We start from the raw sequence: 15988 nt of genomic DNA on the forward strand, positions 1-15988 counted from the left end.
GCCGCGCCGTTGTCGCCGCAGTCGATCGGTGACGCAGGCCGCATGCCGCAAGGCAATCCGGACGCTCATCCCGCAGTCACCACCAGCGAGGAAGCCGCTCATCTGAGGCCCGAGCAGGTTCGCTGGCACGGCCACTGGCATCACCGCCACTGGGGCTGGCGTCACCGGCATTGGGGCTGGCGTCATCGGCACTGGGGTTGGCGCCGTCGCTGGCATCGCCGCCACTGGAGGCATTGGTAGGTCGGGGCCGGCAACTCGGCCTGCCGATGACAAACGGGGACCGCTTTGCGGTCCCCGTTTTTGTTCAGAGATCACCGGACAAAAAGAAAGTGGCCGCGCCAGCCGATGGCGCGGCCACTTCGCGAGGCGAAAAGATCAGATCGGACGGCAGCGGCCGCCCCACCAGCGGAAGCCATAGGGGCAAACGCGTGCGCGCGGCACCACGACGACCGGCGCCGGGGCGACCACGACCGGGCCCGGGCGCACAACGACCGCAGCGCGGCGGCAACCGCCATAGGGGCCGCGGTACCAGCCGGGACCGCAGCCGCCGGCGGCGCTGGCCACCTCGCTGAAACCGACGACCGTGCTGGCGAGCACGACAGCTGCGAGCAGATATTTCATTTGATCTTCCTTCTCGTCCTTGGGGCAGGCGCTTGCGGCGCACAATGAATCAAAAGACACGATTCGACACATTAAATTTCGGAGATGTGTCGACACGGCGCGATCCAACTTGGCAACCAAGACCTGAATACGACGTGAAGGTGCGCCCCAGTGTCGCTCCAGGCGAGGGCGAATGGCGCTAGCGGCCGAGGAAGCCGAGCACCAGCTCCCGGTACTTGTCGGGCGCTTCCAGGAAGACGAGGTGACCGGTGTCCGGAATCACCTCCGCCCGCGCGTTCGGCATCTTCGCGGCCAGCGCTTTTGCGAGATCGGCGTTGTGTCCCATCTTCGGCCGCAGCGCTTCCGGTGCGTTCGGCCGGCCCGGCGCGTTGTGGTCGTCGGCGCCCATGATGAACAGCGTCGGCTCGGTGATCAGCGGAATCTCGTGCGCCACCGGCTCGCGATAGATCATCTGGCCAGAGCTGACGAAGGCGCGCAGCCAGCGCGGATAATCCGGGCTGCCCTTGATGTTGAAGCGGGCGTCGATGAACGGCGTGATCTGATCCGGCGGAAGCTTGATTGCGTAGTTGGTCTCGAGCTGCTTGCGGTAGCCGTCCGCCGTCAGTCTGTCCTCATTCTCGATGATCTTCTCGGTCGGCACCGGCGGCACGTAGAGGCGGTAATCTTCCAGCCCGATCGGCGCGGTGAGCACCAGATGCGCAACCCGATCCGGATAGGCGCGCGCGATGCGCACCCCTAGCATGCCGCCCATGGAGTGGGCGACGATGTCGGCCTTGTCGATCTTGAGATGATCGAGCAGGGCGATGGTGTTGCGCGCCAGCGTGTCGAAATGCAATTCGCCTTGCGGCTTGGAGGATTTGCCGAAACCGATCTGGTCCGGCACCACGACGCGATAGCCGGCGTCATTCAGCATCTTGATCACCGGCGCCCAGTAGCTCGACGGAAAATTGCGCCCGTGCAGCAGCACGACGGTGCGGCCGTTCGGTTGCGCCGGCGCCACGTCCATATAGGCCATGCGGACGTTCTCGCCGTCATTGACGAGCGGCAGCAGATTGACGGGGTAGGGGTAGGCAAAGCCTTCGAGCGCGATGCCATAGGGCTCGCGGGGGGCGTCGGCGGCGCGGGATGGGAGAGGGGCGGAAGCGAGAAGGGCCGCGGTGACTGTGGCCAAAGCGAAGCGATTCATTGAGGGGCTCTGCGCGTTATGGGACGTCATTCCGGGGCGATGCGACGGGATCGCGCGACGCGCGACGCCGGAGCATCGAACCCGGAATCTCGAGGTTCCGGGTCTGGCCCTTCGGACCGTCCCGGAACGACAGTGCGCATAAAGCGACGGATGGCCGGGTCAAGCCCGGCCATCCCAAGATCGTTCGATCACACGCAAACGTGTGATTACGTTGCGGCCGCGTGACTAGTCGTGCCCGTTACCGAACAGCGCGGCGAACTGCTTCTCGCCGGTGCGGGTGAAGTTCACCACGCGGCTGCCGGGCGTCGCATCGCGCGCGGCCCATTTCAGTTCGGTGAAGCGCTTCATCATGGCCGCGCCCAGGGTGCCGGCGAGATGATGGCGCCGCTCGCTCCAGTCGAGGCAGGCCTTGCAGACGGGGCGGCGCGGATGGGTGAGCATGTCGGGCGAGATCTGCAGATGCTTGGCCAGGAAGCGCTCGCCCTCCGGCGTCAGCTCGATCTCCTGCTTCTTCTGCTTCACCAGGCGCCGCTCGCGCAGGCTGTCGAGCATCTGCACGCCGAGATCGCCGGCAAGATGGTCGTAGCAGATCCGCGCCCGCCGCAGCGCCGGATCCTTCGGCCCGGTGCGCACGCGCATGTGGCCGGCGCGCGCGGCCAGTCCCGCGAGCCCTTCGAGCACGCCGGCGACGTCGGGATCGGTGAGGCGGTAGTAGCGGTGCCGGCCCTGCTTCTCCGGCTCGACCAGTCCGCCGGCCTCGAGCTTGGCAAGATGGGAGCTTGCGGTCTGTGGCGTGATGCCGGCCTCCTGCGCGAGCTCGCTCGCGGTGAGCGCGCGGCCGTTCATCAGCGCGGTGAGCATGTTGGCGCGGGCAGGGTCGCCGACGAGCGAGGCGACCATGGCGATGTCGGGTCCTGATTTCATGCTTCGATGATAGCCGAAGCATTGTAGCCGGGCAAGCGCGTAGGGTGTCACTACATCGTCATTGCGAGCGAAGCGAAGCAATCCAGACTGCTTCAGCGGCGACGGGATCGCCTGCGCTTCTCGCAAGGCTGGCTTTGAAAAAGGAGCCCATCATGTCCGTCACCGTCTTCATCCGCTACCAGCTCGATCCGTTCAAGCGCGCGCAGTTCGAGGAGTATTCCAAACGCTGGCTCACCATCATCCCGAAATGCGGCGGCGACCTGATCGGCTATTTCATGCCGCATGAGGGCACCAACAACATCGCGTTTGCGCTGATCACCTTCGAGAGCCTCGCCGCCTACGAGGCGTATCGCGCGCGGCTGCGCCAGGACGCGGAAGGCATGGCCAATTTCCATTTCGCGGAGGAGAACAAGTTTATTCTTGGCGAGGAGCGGACCTTCCTCCGCAAGGTGGTATTGTAGGGCAAGACGTCATCAGCAGGAGATGCCCATGATCGCCGTGATCTTCGAGGTCTGGCCGAAGCCGGAACACCGCCAGGACTATTTCGATCTCGCGGCTGACCTAAAACCGCTCCTGCAGACCATCGACGGCTTCATCTCGGTCGAACGGTTCGAAAGCCTGACCGAGAAGGGCAAGATCCTGTCGCTGTCGTTCTGGCGCGACGAGGCGGCCGTCGAGGCCTGGCGCAACACGATGGAGCACCGCCGCACTCAAGCCAAAGGCAGGGCAAAGATATTTGCCGATTATCACCTGCGCATCGCCAGCGTCATCCGTGACTATGGCATGACAGATCGCGAGCAGGCGCCGAAGGACAGCCGCGCAGTGCACGACGCGAACTAGCGGTGCCGGGGCGCGCACTGGCGCTGCCCCGGATGCGTGCCTATGTCTGCGCGGCCAACAACGGAGAGAGACACATGCCAGTCACCACTGCGGACAAGCGCGCGACGTTCAGGAAGATGCACGAGGCCGGCTGCTTCATCCTGCCCAATCCGTTCGACGTCGGCAGCGCGAAAGCGTTGCAACATCTCGGCTTCAAGGCGATCGCCTCAAGCAGCGCGGGTTTTGCCTGGACCATCGGCCGCGCCGACAATCGCGTCAGCGTCGACGACGTCTGTCAGCATCTGGCAGCATTGTGCTCGGCCGTCGACATCCCCGTGAACGCGGACTTCGAGGGTGGCTTCGCGATCGAGCCCGAGAAGGTCGCCGAAAATGTCGAGCGCGGGGTGCGGACCGGCGTGGCCGGACTGTCGATCGAGGATTCCACCGGCGACAAGGACAAGCCGATCTACGAGCGCGCGCTCGCGGTCGAGCGCATCAAGGCGGCGCGCAAAGCGATCGGTGACAGCGGCACGCTGCTGGTTGGCCGCTGCGAGGCGTATCTCTGGGGTGTGACCGATCTCAAGCTCGTCATCGACCGGCTCACGGCTTACGCGGAAGCCGGCGCCGATTGCCTCTATGCGCCGGGCCTGAAGACGCGCGAGGATATCGCCGCGGTGGTGAAGGCGGTGCATCCAAAACCGTTCAACCTGCTGATCGGCGGCGCCGGGCTATCCTTGCAGGAAGCCGCCGATCTCGGCGTGCGCCGGATCAGCGTCGGCGGTTCGCTCGCGCGTGCCGCCTGGGGTGGCTTCATGCGCGCGGCGAAGGAAATGGCGGAGAAGGGGACCTTTACGGAGTTCGCGAGCGGATATCCCGGCGGCGAGCTCAACAAGATGTTTGGCTGACGCAAACGAAAAGCGGGCGGGACATTCGTCCCGCCGCTTCATTTTCTCTTGTCGTCATGCCCCGCGCCGGCGGGGCATCCAGTACGCGGCGGCCTCTCCACTCGAACTCTGCCGTTTCTGGAATACTGGATCGCCCGGTCAAGCCGGGCGATGACAGTCGTGTTTTTACTTGGCGCCGTCAGACGGAGCCTGCGTATCCGGGGCCGGCTTGTTCGGCGCCGCACCCGTGGTCATGCCCGGCGAGGTGTTGTTCTTCGGCGTTGCGTCACGCATGCCGGGAGGCGAGGCCGGATTGGCCGGCTGCGTCTGTGCGGTCTGCGGGGCCGGGGTGTTGCTGGCCTGGTTGGTCGTGCTCGTGTTGTTCAGGCCGTAGAACACGGCGCCGAGCACCAGCGCGATCGCCACGGCGAATAACGCAATCTTGCCGCTGGAGGCGGGGCCCTCGCCAAGCTCGGGATCGGCCTGCAGGTCGGCATCCCGGCGCGCCGCGCGAAGATGCTCATCCTCGGCGAGATTCGGGCGGTACGGATCGTTCGGAAAACGGTCGTCAGCCATCGATTGGTCTCCTCGGTTATTGCCCCGAGACAACCCGTGGCCGAGAGCTTCTGTTCCGTGCTCCTCATGCTTTCGTCGCATGTTGCCCACGCCCCGGGAATCGGGAACCTGTTCATCGGGGATGAACCCTTGTTCATCCCCGAACTCCGAGGCGTTAAGTTCCACCGCAGGGAAGGGAACAATCGATGTGGAGCCTGCCACCGAGCGATAGCGTGTTGCACTTCCTGTCGCTGGTCGCGTTGACTGCGCAGGGCATGACGGCCGCGCTTGCGGCCGGCCGGCGCAGCATGGACTGGCTCGGGGTCTGCTTCCTCGGCTGCATCACCGCGCTCGGCGGCGGCACGCTGCGCGATCTCTTTCTCGGGCATTATCCGCTGGTCTGGGTCGCTCACCCGATCTATCTCGCGATGAGCGGCGGCGCTGCCTTCATCACCATCCTGGTCGCGCGCCTCGTGCACCGGCTCAAGGTCGCCTTCATCGTGCTCGATGCCATCGGCCTTGTCGTCTTCACCATGGCCGGCTGCGACGTCGCCTGGCAGATGGATGCCTCGCTGCCGATCGTCATCGTCTCAGGCATGGTGACGGGCTGCGCCGGCGGCGTTTTGCGCGACGTGCTCTGCAACGATGTGCCACTGCTCTTCCGCTCCGAGCTCTATGCGAGCGTCTCGGTCGTGACCGGCCTGTTCTATGCCACCGCGTTCGGCCTCAATCTCAACGCCGAGCTCTGGACCATTTTGACATTTGTGCTCGGCATCAGCTTCCGCCTGCTCGCGGTGCGCTACAAACGGGAGATGCCGAAATTCGTCTTCACGGAAGATGAGCGGTAGGTCTTCACCTCGCCCCGCTTGCGGGGAGAGGTTGGATTGCATCGTCAGATGCAATCCGGGTGAGGGGAAGTCTCCGCGTGTCCTTCTGGTACCGTGATTGCGGAAGCGGCCCCTCACCCCACCCCCCGTAAAAACGGGGAGAGGGGGTTAACCTACGGCTGCTCCTTGCGCGCCCTCGCCACCTGCGCCGGCGTCACCAGCGGCGCTGCGTTGCCCCAGGAATTGCGCATGTAGTTCGTCACCGCCGCGATCTGCTCGTCGGACAATTGCTTCGCATAGGCCGGCATCTCGCCCGCGTTGGGCGCGCGGGGCGTCGTCACGGTGTGCGCGCCGTCGAGGATGATGCGGAGCGTGGAGGACGGATTGATCGATTGCAGCAGCGCGTTGCCCGGCAGCGGCGGATAGATGCGCGGCGCGCCGGAGCCATCGGCCTCATGGCAGGCGATGCAGAGCCGCGCGTAGACGGTCTGGCCGGCCTTCATCTCGGCATCGTCCGGTGGTGTCGCCGTCGGCTCGCGCCGCGCCGCCGGCAGGCCCTTCAGATACACCGCGATGGCCCGCACGTCGGCATCGCTCATCTTCGAGGTCGAGTTGACGACGACCTGCGCCATTGGCCCGTCGGCGTGGCTCCTGGCGTTCCGTCCGCTCTGCAGATATTCGGTGGCGTCCTCAACGCTCCACGACTTCAACCCGCTGCGCGCAGCGCCATCGAGCCTTGGTGCGAACCAGCCGCCGATCTCGTTGCCGGAAAGCGCCAGCGCGTCCCTGTCCGCGCCAAAATAGTTCTTGGGCGTGTGGCAGGCGCCGCAATGGCTGAGCCCGGTGACGAGGTAGGCGCCGCGATTCCACTCGGCGCTCTGGCCCTGGTCCGGCTCGAACAGGCCGGGCTTGAAGAAGAAGTAGATCCAGGCCCGCATCAGGCCGCGATAGCTGAACGGCCAGCGCAGCTCCGGCGGCTTGTTGCGGTTAGTTACAGGGCTAAGCGTCGCAAGGTAGGCGCGGATCGCCAGCGTGTCGTTCTTGGTCATCCTCGTGAAGTAGGGATAGGGGAAGGCCGGGTAGTAAAGTGAGCCGTCCGGCGCGGTGCCGTAGCGCAGGGCGCGCGTGAAGTCGGCGTCGGTCCAGGCGCCGATCCCGGTGTCGCGGTCCGGTGTCAGGTTCGGCCCGAAGATCGCGCCGAATGGCGTGTCGATGCGCTTTCCGCCGGCGAAGGGCTTTGCCGGATCGGCGGTGTGGCAGCCCGCACAGTCCCCGGCCACGACCAACGCCTCGCCGCGGGCGATCATCTCCGGCGACGGCTCGCTGGCTGCGGCTGCGCTCGCAACTGCACTGCACAAAACCAGACCCGCCAGAATCATCCGCATCGTCAGCGTCCTCCGACCAATCGCCGTCATCCCGCATTATAGGAGCGTCACGTCATTTCGCGAGGGCGGGGCATGGTGACACAAATTGAAAATGGCTGCGCCTTCCCAGCCACGAAATTGCGATTTTTGCTCCTCACCGCGGAAGCCCCAGATTTGTGATGCGAAGCGTTAAATATCCGACATAGAGTGGTATGGGTGGTCGGCGCGCCCTAGCTAAAAACAACGGGCAGGCAACGGCTTAAGCGACCTTAAGTGAGCAAGACCTGAACAGGGCGGCAAAGAGGACAGCATGGGAATCAACCAGGGTCCGATCAGTCTCGATCAAAAATACACGCAGGAAACCGGACACGTCTTCACCACGGGCATCCAGGCGCTGGTTCGCCTGCCCATGGCCCAGATCCGGCGCGACCGCGCCAGCGGCCTCAACACCGCGGGCTTCATTTCCGGCTACCGCGGCTCGCCGCTCGGCGGCTACGACCAGCAGCTCTTTGCCGCGCGAAAGCATCTCGAGCAGTACAACATCAAATTCCAGCCCGGCGTGAACGAGGACCTGGCTGCCACCGCGATCTGGGGCTCGCAGCAGCTCAACCTCTCGCCCGGCGCCAAATATGACGGCGTGGTCGGCATCTGGTACGGCAAGGGCCCCGGTGTCGACCGCTGCGGCGACGTCTTCCGCCACGGCAATGCCGCCGGCTCGGCCAAGAACGGCGGCGTGCTCTGCCTTGCCGGTGACGACCACGGCGCAAAATCCTCGACCGTCCCGCATCAGTCCGACCACGCCTTCATCTCGGCGCTGATGCCTTATCTCTACCCCTCCAGCATTCACGAGATGATCGAGATGGGCCTGCTCGGCATCGCGATGTCGCGCTACTCGGGCTGCTGGGTCGGCATGAAGGTGATCACGGAAACGGTGGAGACCACCGCCGAGATCGACCTCACCGACGAGATGAAGCCCTTCATCATCCCGCCCGATTTCGAGCTGCCGCCCGGCGGCCTCAATCTGCGCTGGCCGGATGACCGCTTCGAACAGGACCGGCGCCTGCAGGACTACAAGGGCTTTGCCGCCATCGCCTTTGCGCGCGCCAACAAGGTCAACCGCGTCACCATGGATTCCCCGAACGCCCGCTTCGGCATCATGGCGTCGGGCAAGAGCTACGAGGACGTCCGCCAGGCGCTGCGCGAGCTCGGCATCACCGAGGAGGTCGCGGCCAAGATCGGGCTTCGTCTCTACAAGATCGGCATGCCCTGGCCGCTGGAGCCGGAAGGCGTGCGCCAGTTCGCGGTCGGTCTCGAAGAGATATTCATTGTCGAGGAACGGCGTGAGATCGTCGAGAACCAGGTCAAGCAGGAGCTGTTCAACTGGCGTGACGACGTCCGCCCCCGCATCGTCGGCAAGATGGACGAACACGACAAGCGCTTCCTGACCTTTGCCGCCGAGCTCAGCGTCGCCTCGCTCGCGACATCGCTCACCGAGCGCCTGCTTCGACTTGATCTCAACCCCGAGATCGCGGAGATGCTCCGCGCCAAGGCGGACTGGTTCAACGGCCGCCAGGCGACCCAAATGCAGGCGGTGGCGCCTGTCTCCCGCACCCCGTATTTCTGCTCCGGCTGCCCCCACAACACATCGACAAAAGTCCCCGAAGGCAGCCGCGCCATGGCCGGTATCGGCTGTCACTTCATGGCGCTGTGGATGGACCGCTCGACCGAGACCTTCACGCATATGGGCGGCGAGGGCGTGCCGTGGGTCGGCATCGCACCCTTCACCAACGAGAACCACATTTTTGCGAACCTCGGCGACGGCACTTACTTCCACTCGGGAATTCTCGCCATCCGCCAGGCGATCGCCTCCAAGGCCAACATCACCTACAAGATCCTCTACAATGACGCGGTCGCCATGACCGGCGGCCAGCGCCATGACGGTGATCTCTCGCCGCAGAAGATCATGGCCCAGCTTCACGCCGAGGGCATCAGCGAGATCTATCTGGTCTCGGAAAACCCGGACGCCTATCCGGCCGACACCATCGCGCCGGGCGTGAAGAAATATCATCGCGACGAATTGCAAGACGTCATGAAGATGTGCCGGGAGTACAAGGGCACCTCGGCGATCGTCTTCGTGCAGACCTGCGCCGCCGAGAAGCGGCGCCGCCGCAAGCGCGGCCTGATGGAGGATCCGCCGCGCCGCGTTATGATCAACCCGGCCGTCTGCGAGGGCTGTGGCGACTGTTCGGTGCAGTCGAACTGCATCTCGGTCGAGCCGCTGGAGACCGAGTTCGGCCGCAAGCGCGCCATCAACCAGTCGTCCTGCAACAAGGACTATTCCTGCCTGAAAGGTTTCTGCCCGTCCTTCGTCACCATCGACGGCGGCGCGCCGCGCCACCGCGCGCCGACCGAGCTAGCTGACATCGGCACGCTGCCTGAGCCGGCCTCGCGCCCGACGCTGGACAAGCCCTACAACATCGCGGTCGGCGGCGTCGGCGGCACCGGCGTTCTGACCATCGGTGCGCTGCTCGGCATGGCCGCGCATATCGAGGGCAAGGCCTCGATGATCCTCGACATGTCGGGCCTTGCGCAGAAGGGCGGGGCGGTGCTCAGCCACGTCCGCCTGTCGGATCATCCGGCGGAGGTGACCTGCTCGCGCATCGTCACCGGCACGGCCGATCTCGTGCTCGCGGCCGACGAGGTCGTCGCGGTCGCCAAGGATACGATCACGCTCTGCGACACCACCCGCACCCGCGGCGTGATCAACAGCCACGTCATCCCAACCGCCGACTTCATCCTCAACCGCGACTTCAACTTCCAGACCCGCAAGCTGAACGCGGTGCTGGAAACCGCGTTGCACAAGGACTCGGTCTTCTTCGACTTCACCAAGCCGGCCGAGCAGCTCCTCGGCGACAGCATCGCCACCAACATGATGATGATGGGCTACGCCTATCAGAAGGGGTTGCTGCCGCTGTCGGCAGAGGCGATCGAGCAGGCGATCGAGGTCAACGGCGTCTCGATCAAGATGAACAAGGAGGCCTTCCGCCTCGGCCGCCTCGCGGTCGCCGATCCCGCGCGCCTTGCGGACATGCTGAAGGGAACGGACGAGGTCGTTGCGCCTAAGACCTTGGACGCAATGACGCTCGACGAGGTCATCGAGCATCGCGCCAAGCACCTGACCGCCTATCAGAACGGCCGTCTGGCGAAGCGTTATCGCAAGCTGATCGACCAGGTTCGCGACGCCGCGGTGAAGGGCGGCTATGGTGACGCGCTGCCGCGCGCAGTCGCGGTCAACTACTCCAAGCTGCTGGCCTACAAGGATGAATACGAAGTCGCGCGCCTCTTCACAGACGGCGCCTTCGAGCAGCAGCTCCGCGACCAGTTCGAGGGCGACTTCAAGTTCAACTTCAATCTCGCGCCGCCGATCCTGGCGAGCGGCGTCGATGCCCTCGGACGCCCGAAGAAGCGTGCCTTCGGCCCGTGGATGCTGAGCGTTTTCCGCGTGCTGGCGAAGTTCAAGTTCTTGCGCGGCACGCCGTTCGACATCTTTGGCCGCAGCGCCGACCGCAAGCTCGAGCGTGATCTGATCGCGGGTTATGAGAAGGACGTCGCCACCGTGCTCGGCCTGTTGTCGCCGGTCACGATCGACACCGCGGTGGAGCTTTTGTCGCTGCCCGACCGCATCCGCGGCTACGGCCCCGTGAAGGAGAAGGAGGTCGCAGACGCCAAGGCCCGCTACGCCCAGCTCGCCGTCGACCTCGCGAACCCACCGCCGGCGCCACGGCAGATCGCGGCAGAGTAGGGCGGTCTCGTCTCGGACGCAATTCGTAGGGTGGGTTAGCGCAGCTAACCCACCACTTCTCCCTCCGCGAGGAAAGTAAGAGGTGGGGTACGCCTTCGGCCTAACCCACCCAGCGATTTCTGTTCGAAATCAACCTGCATTCTACTTTGCATGGGGTCGTTTTCGAAAAATAGAAAACCGCTTGTACCGTCGGGCAAAACACCTTTACGACTTTGCCCGTCGCGCCCGATGGCGATTTGAGTCTAGCCGCTGCCCTCTCGCCCGACGGAATATTTCCGCGCTTGCCAACAGGGCCTTCGCGGTTCAGAAAAACGGAGCAAGAAGAAACGCCAGCGGAGACCTAAAGTTTTGACCATCAAGGGCAAGGCCTACATTGCCGGGATTTTTGAACACCCGACCCGGCATGCGCCGGACAAATCCACCGCGCAGCTCCACGCCGAGGTCGCCAAGGGCGCGATCGAGGATGCCGGGCTCACCAAGGACGATGTCGACGGCTATTTCTGCGCCGGCGACGCCCCCGGCGGCGCCTGGCCGATGGTCGATTATCTCGGCCTGAACACCAAGAAGCTCCGCCACGTCGATTCCACCGAAACCGGCGGCTGTTCCTACATCATCCATCTCGGCCATGCCGCCGAAGCGATCGCTGCGGGCAAGTGCTCGATCGCGCTGATCACGCTCGCGGGCAAGCCGCGCACCGGGGTGATGCCACCGCGCGCGGCCGGTGCCGAGGTGGATTTCGAGTCCGCTTACGGCGCGACCACGCACAATGCCTACGGCATGTGTGCCATGCGCCACATGCACGACTATGGCACCACGAGCGAGCAACTCGCCTGGATCAAGGTCGCGGCCTCGCATCACGCGCAATACAATCCGCATGCGATGCTCAAGGACGTCGTCACCGTCGAGGACGTCCTGAACTCGCCGATGATCTCCGATCCGCTGCATCGCATGGATTGCTGCGTCGTCTCCGACGGCGGCGGCGCGCTGATCGTGACGACGCCCGAGATCGCCAAGAGCCTGAAGAAGCCGCAGGTCAGACTGATCGGCCACGGCGAGGCGATGAAGGGCCCGCGCGGCGGCAAGGATCTCGACCTGACTTATTCCGCCGGCGTCTGGTCCGGCCCGCGCGCGTTCGAGGAAGCCGGCATCACGCCGAAGGATATCAAGTACGCCTCGATCTATGACAGCTTCACCATCACCGTGCTGATGCAGCTCGAGGACCTCGGCTTCTGCAAGAAGGGCGAGGGCGGCAAGTTCGTCGCCGACGGCAACCTGATATCGGGCGTCGGCAAGCTGCCGTTCAACACCGACGGCGGCGGCCTCTGCAGCAACCATCCCGTCAACCGCGGCGGCATGACCAAGATCATCGAGGCCGTCAGGCAGTTGCGCGGCGAGGCGCATCCGAAGGTGCAGGTCAAGAACTGCGATCTCGCCATCGCCCACGGCACCGGCGGCCTGCTCGGCGTCCGCCACGCCGCCTCGACCGCCATTCTGGAGCGCGTGTGATGAGCGAAGCAAAAAAGTATCTGGCCCCGGTGACCAATCCGGAGACCGCACCGTTCTGGGAAGCTGCCAGGCAGGGAAAGTTCATGATCAAGCGCTGCACGGCGTGCGGCGAAGCGCATTACTTCCCGCGTTCGATCTGCCCGTTCTGCTATTCGGACAAGACGGTGTGGGAGGAGTCCTCGGGCGAGGGCACGATCTACACCTACAGCCTGATGCGGAAGTCGCCGACCGGCCCCTATGCGATCGGCTACGTCACGCTGAAGGAAGGCCCGTCGCTGCAGACCAATTTCGTCGATTGCGATCTCACGACGCTGAAGATCGGCCAGAAGGTGAAGGTGGTGTTCAAGCCCACCGACGGCGCCCCGCTGCCGTTCTTCACGCCGGTGTAGATCTTTACCCTCTCCGCCTGTGGGAGAGGGTGCCGGCGCGCAAGCGACGGCGGGTGAGGGGTCTCTATCCCAAGGAAGATTCTCTCTGCGGCGCCAACCCCTCACCCAAACGAGTTTGCTGCACGGCTCTCGCTGCCCTCTCCCACAAGGGGAGAGGGCACATTAACGGGGGCCGCTGCTCGCGGAGAGACATCCGGGGAGGAAGAAGAAAATGTCCGCCAGATACGAAGAACTCAAAGCCCTCAAAAACCTCGGCCAGAAATACGCCTACACCGACCGCGAGGTGATGCTCTACGCCTACGGCATCGGGCTCGGCGCCGATCCCATGGACGAAAACGAGCTCGCCTTCGTCAATGAAGGCACGCTGACGCCGCGGCCGCTCAAGGTGGTGCCGACGTTTGCCTCCGTCGCAGCGTGGGGCTCGGGCCCCGGCGAGATGAATCTCAACCGCGTGATGGTGGTCGACGGCGAGCGCGACATCACCTTCCATCAGCCGCTGCCGACGGCTGCGCGCATCACCGCGGACTCCTCAGTGCTCGAGGTCTACGACAAGGGCAAGGACAAGGGCGTCGTGATCAGCCACCAGACCGTGCTGAAGAACGAGAAGGGCGAGAAGCTCGCAACGCTCGTCGCCTCGCGCTTCGCCCGCGGCGACGGCGGCTTTGGCGGCCCGAACCTGACCCAGCCCGATGCGCACAAGATCCCTTCGCGCGCGCCCGACAGGACGATCGACATCACCACGCGCCCCGACCAGGCGCTGGTCTATCGCCTCTGCGGCGATCGCAACCCGCTGCACTCCGATCCCGAATTCGCCAAGAAGGCCGGCTTCCCGCGCCCGATCCTGCACGGCATGTGCACCTACGGCATCACCTGCCGCGGCGTGCTCCAGACCTTTGCCGACTACGACCCATCCGCCTTCCGCCAGCACGTCGCGCGCTTTTCCTCGCCGGTCTATCCCGGCGAGATCGTGACCATGGACCTCTGGAAGGACGGCAACGTGATCTCGTTCGAAGCCAAGGTGAAGTCGCGCGGCGTCACGGTGATCAAGAACGGCAAGACGGTGCTGGGTTAGGAAGGCACCTGCGGCGCACTCCCTCGCCCCGCAAGCGGGGAGAGGTGAACAAAAACAAACAGGGAGAAGCCACCATGGGACTACTCGACGGCAAGGTTGCGCTGATCACCGGCGCGGGCGGCGGGCTCGGTGAGGCCTACGCAAAGCTGTTCGCGCGGGAAGGGGCATCGGTGGTCGTCAACGACCTCGGCGGCCCCCGTGACGGCTCCGGCGCCGACAAATCGATGGCGCAGCAGGTGGTCGACGCGATCAAGGCCGAGGGTGGCAAGGCGGTCGCCAACGGCGCCGACATCTCCACCATGGAGGGCGGGCAGTCGGTGTTTGACGACGCCATCAAGCATTTCGGCCGCGCCGACATCCTCGTCAACAACGCCGGCATTTTGCGCGACCAGACCTTCGCCAAGGCCTCCGAGGCTGATTGGGACAAGGTGATCAAGGTCCACCTGAAGGGTACCTTTTGTTGCACCATGCCGGTGTTTCGCTGGATGCGGGAAAACGGTGGCGGCGTCATCGTCAACACCTCCTCGACCTCGGGCCTGATTGGCAATTTCGGCCAGACCAATTACGGCGCGGCCAAGGGCGGCATCTGGGGCCTGTCCAACGTGCTGGCGATCGAGGGCCGCAAGTACAACATCCGGATCTGGACCTTGGCCCCGGGGGCGCTGACCCGCATGACCGCAGACCTGCCCCGCTATAAGGAGAACCCCGGTGCGGCGCTGGGGCCGGACGGCATCGCGCCGGCCGTGCTATACATGGTCAGCGATTTGTCGGGCGACCAGACCGGCAAGGTGCTGGGCGTGTCCGGGCCACGTGGCGTGCGCGAAATGCGGATGATGGAGATGGAAGGCTGGAAACCGCCGCATACGGGCTGGAAGGCCCAGGACATCGTCGATCACGCCAAGGAGATCTTCTTCTCCGAGGAGCAGATCAAGATGGGCGCGCGGCGGTTTTAGCCACACTGTCATTCCGGGGCGTGACGAAGTCGCGAGCCCGGAATCCATAACCACCAGTCGGGGTTATGGATTCCGGGCCTGGCCCTTCGGGCCATCCCGGAATGACGAAAGAGAGATAGACAAGGACAGAAGATGAAACTCACCGCCGACGCCAAGGGCACCTTCGCAATCGCGCCGACGCCGTTCCACGATGACGGCCGGATCGACGAGCGCTCGATCGACCGCCTGACCGATTTCTACGAGGAGGTCGGCTGCGACGGCGTCACGGTGCTCGGCATTCTCGGCGAGGCGCCGAAGCTCGATGCGGCCGAAGCCGAGCAGGTCGCGGTGCGCTTCGTCAAGCGCGCCAAGAAGATGCAGGTGATCGTCGGCGTCTCCGCACCGGGCTTTGCCTCGATGCGCTCGCTGGCGCGGGCCTCGATGGATGCCGGTGCTGCCGGCGTGATGATCGCGCCGCCGCCCTCGTTGCGCACCGACGACCAGATCACCGCCTATTTCAAGCAGGCGGCCGACGCCATCGGCCCCGACGTGCCCTGGGTGCTCCAGGACTATCCGCTGACGCTGTCGGTGGTGTTCACGCCCGCGGTGATCCGCAAGATTGTCACGGACAATGCGAACTGCGTGATGCTCAAGCACGAGGACTGGCCGGGACTCGAAAAGATCTCGACTTTGCGTAACTTCCAGAAGGACGGCTCGCTGCGGCCGCTCTCGATCCTCTGCGGCAATGGCGGCCTGTTCCTCGACTTCGAGATGGAGCGCGGCGCGGACGGTGCCATGACCGGCTACGCCTTCCCCGAGCTTCTGATCGATGTCGTACGGCTGTCGAAGGAGAGCAAGCGCGACGCCGCGCATGATCTGTTCGACGCGCATCTGCCGCTGATCCGTTATGAGCAGCAGCCCGGCGCCGGCCTTGCCGTGCGCAAATATGTGCTCCAGAAGCGCGGCATCATTGCCTCCAGCGCCCAGCGCAAGCCCGGCGCGACCATCACGCCGGCGGCGAAGGCCGAGGTCGACTATCTCCTGTCGCGCGTGGCCCGCGTCGACAAGCGCGCCAATCTCCAGCCGCAATCGAGCGCCGCAGGTTAG

16 protein-coding genes are annotated in these 15988 nt (G+C 64.8%); 11 read left to right on the top strand and 5 right to left on the bottom strand.

The window, feature by feature from the left end; genetic code table 11:
- Positions 1–240 (top strand): twin-arginine translocation (Tat) (locus tag AYJ54_RS46750; RefSeq protein ID WP_245328906.1); only part of this gene is annotated, 240 nt, incomplete at its 5' end.
- Positions 241–375: 135 nt separating this feature from the next.
- Here the strand turns inward: AYJ54_RS46750 and AYJ54_RS05895 are convergent.
- The 3 genes from AYJ54_RS05895 to AYJ54_RS05905 all read right to left on the bottom strand — a co-directional run bounded on the left by AYJ54_RS05895 (position 376) and on the right by AYJ54_RS05905 (position 2731).
- Entirely contained in the window at positions 376–621 is a 246-nt protein-coding gene (locus AYJ54_RS05895; protein ID WP_063697556.1) for a GCG_CRPN prefix-to-repeats domain-containing protein, read from the bottom strand.
- Positions 622–799: 178 nt separating this feature from the next.
- Entirely contained in the window at positions 800–1807 is a 1008-nt protein-coding gene (locus AYJ54_RS05900) for an alpha/beta fold hydrolase (RefSeq protein ID WP_063697325.1), read from the bottom strand.
- 225 nt (positions 1808–2032) lie between these two features.
- A complete protein-coding gene (locus AYJ54_RS05905; RefSeq protein ID WP_063697327.1) occupies positions 2033–2731 on the bottom strand; it encodes an ArsR family transcriptional regulator in 699 nt (232 codons plus the stop codon).
- 152 nt (positions 2732–2883) lie between these two features.
- On the opposite strand from AYJ54_RS05905, the gene AYJ54_RS05910 reads away from it, so the two are divergent.
- From AYJ54_RS05910 to AYJ54_RS05920, 3 genes are all read left to right on the top strand, one after another.
- A complete protein-coding gene (locus tag AYJ54_RS05910) occupies positions 2884–3192 on the top strand; it encodes an NIPSNAP family protein (RefSeq protein WP_063697559.1) in 309 nt (102 codons plus the stop codon).
- A gap of 28 nt (positions 3193–3220) precedes the next feature.
- Entirely contained in the window at positions 3221–3571 is a 351-nt protein-coding gene (locus AYJ54_RS05915; protein ID WP_063697328.1) for an antibiotic biosynthesis monooxygenase family protein, read from the top strand.
- A 74-nt stretch (positions 3572–3645) separates the two neighbouring features.
- Complete coding sequence (locus AYJ54_RS05920; protein ID WP_063697561.1) at positions 3646–4455, top strand: isocitrate lyase/PEP mutase family protein; 810 nt, start codon at positions 3646–3648, stop codon at positions 4453–4455.
- A 165-nt stretch (positions 4456–4620) separates the two neighbouring features.
- Here AYJ54_RS05920 and AYJ54_RS05925 read toward each other — a convergent pair whose 3' ends face one another.
- Positions 4621–5010, bottom strand: a complete 390-nt coding sequence (locus AYJ54_RS05925) for a hypothetical protein (RefSeq protein WP_063697330.1) — start codon at positions 5008–5010, stop codon at positions 4621–4623.
- A 185-nt stretch (positions 5011–5195) separates the two neighbouring features.
- Here AYJ54_RS05925 and AYJ54_RS05930 point away from each other — a divergent pair, with 185 nt between their 5' ends.
- Positions 5196–5837, top strand: coding sequence for a trimeric intracellular cation channel family protein (locus tag AYJ54_RS05930; RefSeq protein WP_063697332.1), 642 nt, complete (start codon positions 5196–5198; stop codon positions 5835–5837).
- A gap of 152 nt (positions 5838–5989) precedes the next feature.
- On the opposite strand, the gene AYJ54_RS05935 is transcribed toward AYJ54_RS05930, so the two are convergent.
- Positions 5990–7201 carry a cytochrome c gene (locus tag AYJ54_RS05935; RefSeq protein WP_082905504.1) on the bottom strand — a complete coding sequence of 404 codons (1212 nt, stop codon included), beginning with the start codon at positions 7199–7201 and terminating at the stop codon, positions 5990–5992.
- Between the two features lie 289 nt (positions 7202–7490).
- Between AYJ54_RS05935 and AYJ54_RS05940 the strand changes: the two genes are divergently transcribed.
- The 6 genes from AYJ54_RS05940 to AYJ54_RS05965 all read left to right on the top strand — a co-directional run bounded on the left by AYJ54_RS05940 (position 7491) and on the right by AYJ54_RS05965 (position 15988).
- Complete coding sequence (locus AYJ54_RS05940; RefSeq protein WP_063697336.1) at positions 7491–10982, top strand: indolepyruvate ferredoxin oxidoreductase family protein; 3492 nt, start codon at positions 7491–7493, stop codon at positions 10980–10982.
- Between the two features lie 348 nt (positions 10983–11330).
- Positions 11331–12488: a thiolase domain-containing protein gene (locus AYJ54_RS05945; protein ID WP_063697338.1), complete on the top strand. Its 1158-nt coding sequence runs from the start codon at positions 11331–11333 to the stop codon at positions 12486–12488.
- A complete protein-coding gene (locus tag AYJ54_RS05950) occupies positions 12488–12877 on the top strand; it encodes a Zn-ribbon domain-containing OB-fold protein (RefSeq protein ID WP_063697340.1) in 390 nt (129 codons plus the stop codon). Before AYJ54_RS05945 ends, AYJ54_RS05950 begins: the two co-directional genes overlap by 1 nt.
- Before the next feature lie 211 nt (positions 12878–13088).
- Positions 13089–13949: a MaoC/PaaZ C-terminal domain-containing protein gene (locus AYJ54_RS05955; RefSeq protein ID WP_063697341.1), complete on the top strand. Its 861-nt coding sequence runs from the start codon at positions 13089–13091 to the stop codon at positions 13947–13949.
- Between the two features lie 74 nt (positions 13950–14023).
- Positions 14024–14902: an SDR family oxidoreductase gene (locus AYJ54_RS05960; protein ID WP_063697564.1), complete on the top strand. Its 879-nt coding sequence runs from the start codon at positions 14024–14026 to the stop codon at positions 14900–14902.
- Positions 14903–15034: 132 nt separating this feature from the next.
- Positions 15035–15988 (top strand): dihydrodipicolinate synthase family protein, encoded by a 954-nt coding sequence (locus AYJ54_RS05965; RefSeq protein ID WP_063697343.1) that lies wholly within the window; start codon positions 15035–15037, stop codon positions 15986–15988.

This window comes from Bradyrhizobium centrolobii, from assembly GCF_001641635.1.
GTDB classification, from domain to species: Bacteria; Pseudomonadota; Alphaproteobacteria; order Rhizobiales; family Xanthobacteraceae; genus Bradyrhizobium; species Bradyrhizobium centrolobii.

Bases quoted from the DNA above. Each gene is read 5' to 3' on its own strand.
- AYJ54_RS05895 (WP_063697556.1), bottom strand. From the start codon at position 621: ATGAAATATCTGCTCGCAGCTGTCGTGCTCGCCAGCACGGTCGTCGGT.
- AYJ54_RS05900 (WP_063697325.1), bottom strand. From the start codon at position 1,807: ATGAATCGCTTCGCTTTGGCCACAGTCACCGCGGCCCTTCTCGCTTCC.
- AYJ54_RS05905 (WP_063697327.1), bottom strand. From the start codon at position 2,731: ATGAAATCAGGACCCGACATCGCCATGGTCGCCTCGCTCGTCGGCGAC.
- AYJ54_RS05910 (WP_063697559.1), top strand. From the start codon at position 2,884: ATGTCCGTCACCGTCTTCATCCGCTACCAGCTCGATCCGTTCAAGCGC.
- AYJ54_RS05915 (WP_063697328.1), top strand. From the start codon at position 3,221: ATGATCGCCGTGATCTTCGAGGTCTGGCCGAAGCCGGAACACCGCCAG.
- AYJ54_RS05920 (WP_063697561.1), top strand. From the start codon at position 3,646: ATGCCAGTCACCACTGCGGACAAGCGCGCGACGTTCAGGAAGATGCAC.
- AYJ54_RS05925 (WP_063697330.1), bottom strand. From the start codon at position 5,010: ATGGCTGACGACCGTTTTCCGAACGATCCGTACCGCCCGAATCTCGCC.
- AYJ54_RS05930 (WP_063697332.1), top strand. From the start codon at position 5,196: ATGTGGAGCCTGCCACCGAGCGATAGCGTGTTGCACTTCCTGTCGCTG.
- AYJ54_RS05935 (WP_082905504.1), bottom strand. From the start codon at position 7,201: ATGCGGATGATTCTGGCGGGTCTGGTTTTGTGCAGTGCAGTTGCGAGC.
- AYJ54_RS05940 (WP_063697336.1), top strand. From the start codon at position 7,491: ATGGGAATCAACCAGGGTCCGATCAGTCTCGATCAAAAATACACGCAG.
- AYJ54_RS05950 (WP_063697340.1), top strand. From the start codon at position 12,488: ATGAGCGAAGCAAAAAAGTATCTGGCCCCGGTGACCAATCCGGAGACC.
- AYJ54_RS05955 (WP_063697341.1), top strand. From the start codon at position 13,089: ATGTCCGCCAGATACGAAGAACTCAAAGCCCTCAAAAACCTCGGCCAG.
- AYJ54_RS05960 (WP_063697564.1), top strand. From the start codon at position 14,024: ATGGGACTACTCGACGGCAAGGTTGCGCTGATCACCGGCGCGGGCGGC.
- AYJ54_RS05965 (WP_063697343.1), top strand. From the start codon at position 15,035: ATGAAACTCACCGCCGACGCCAAGGGCACCTTCGCAATCGCGCCGACG.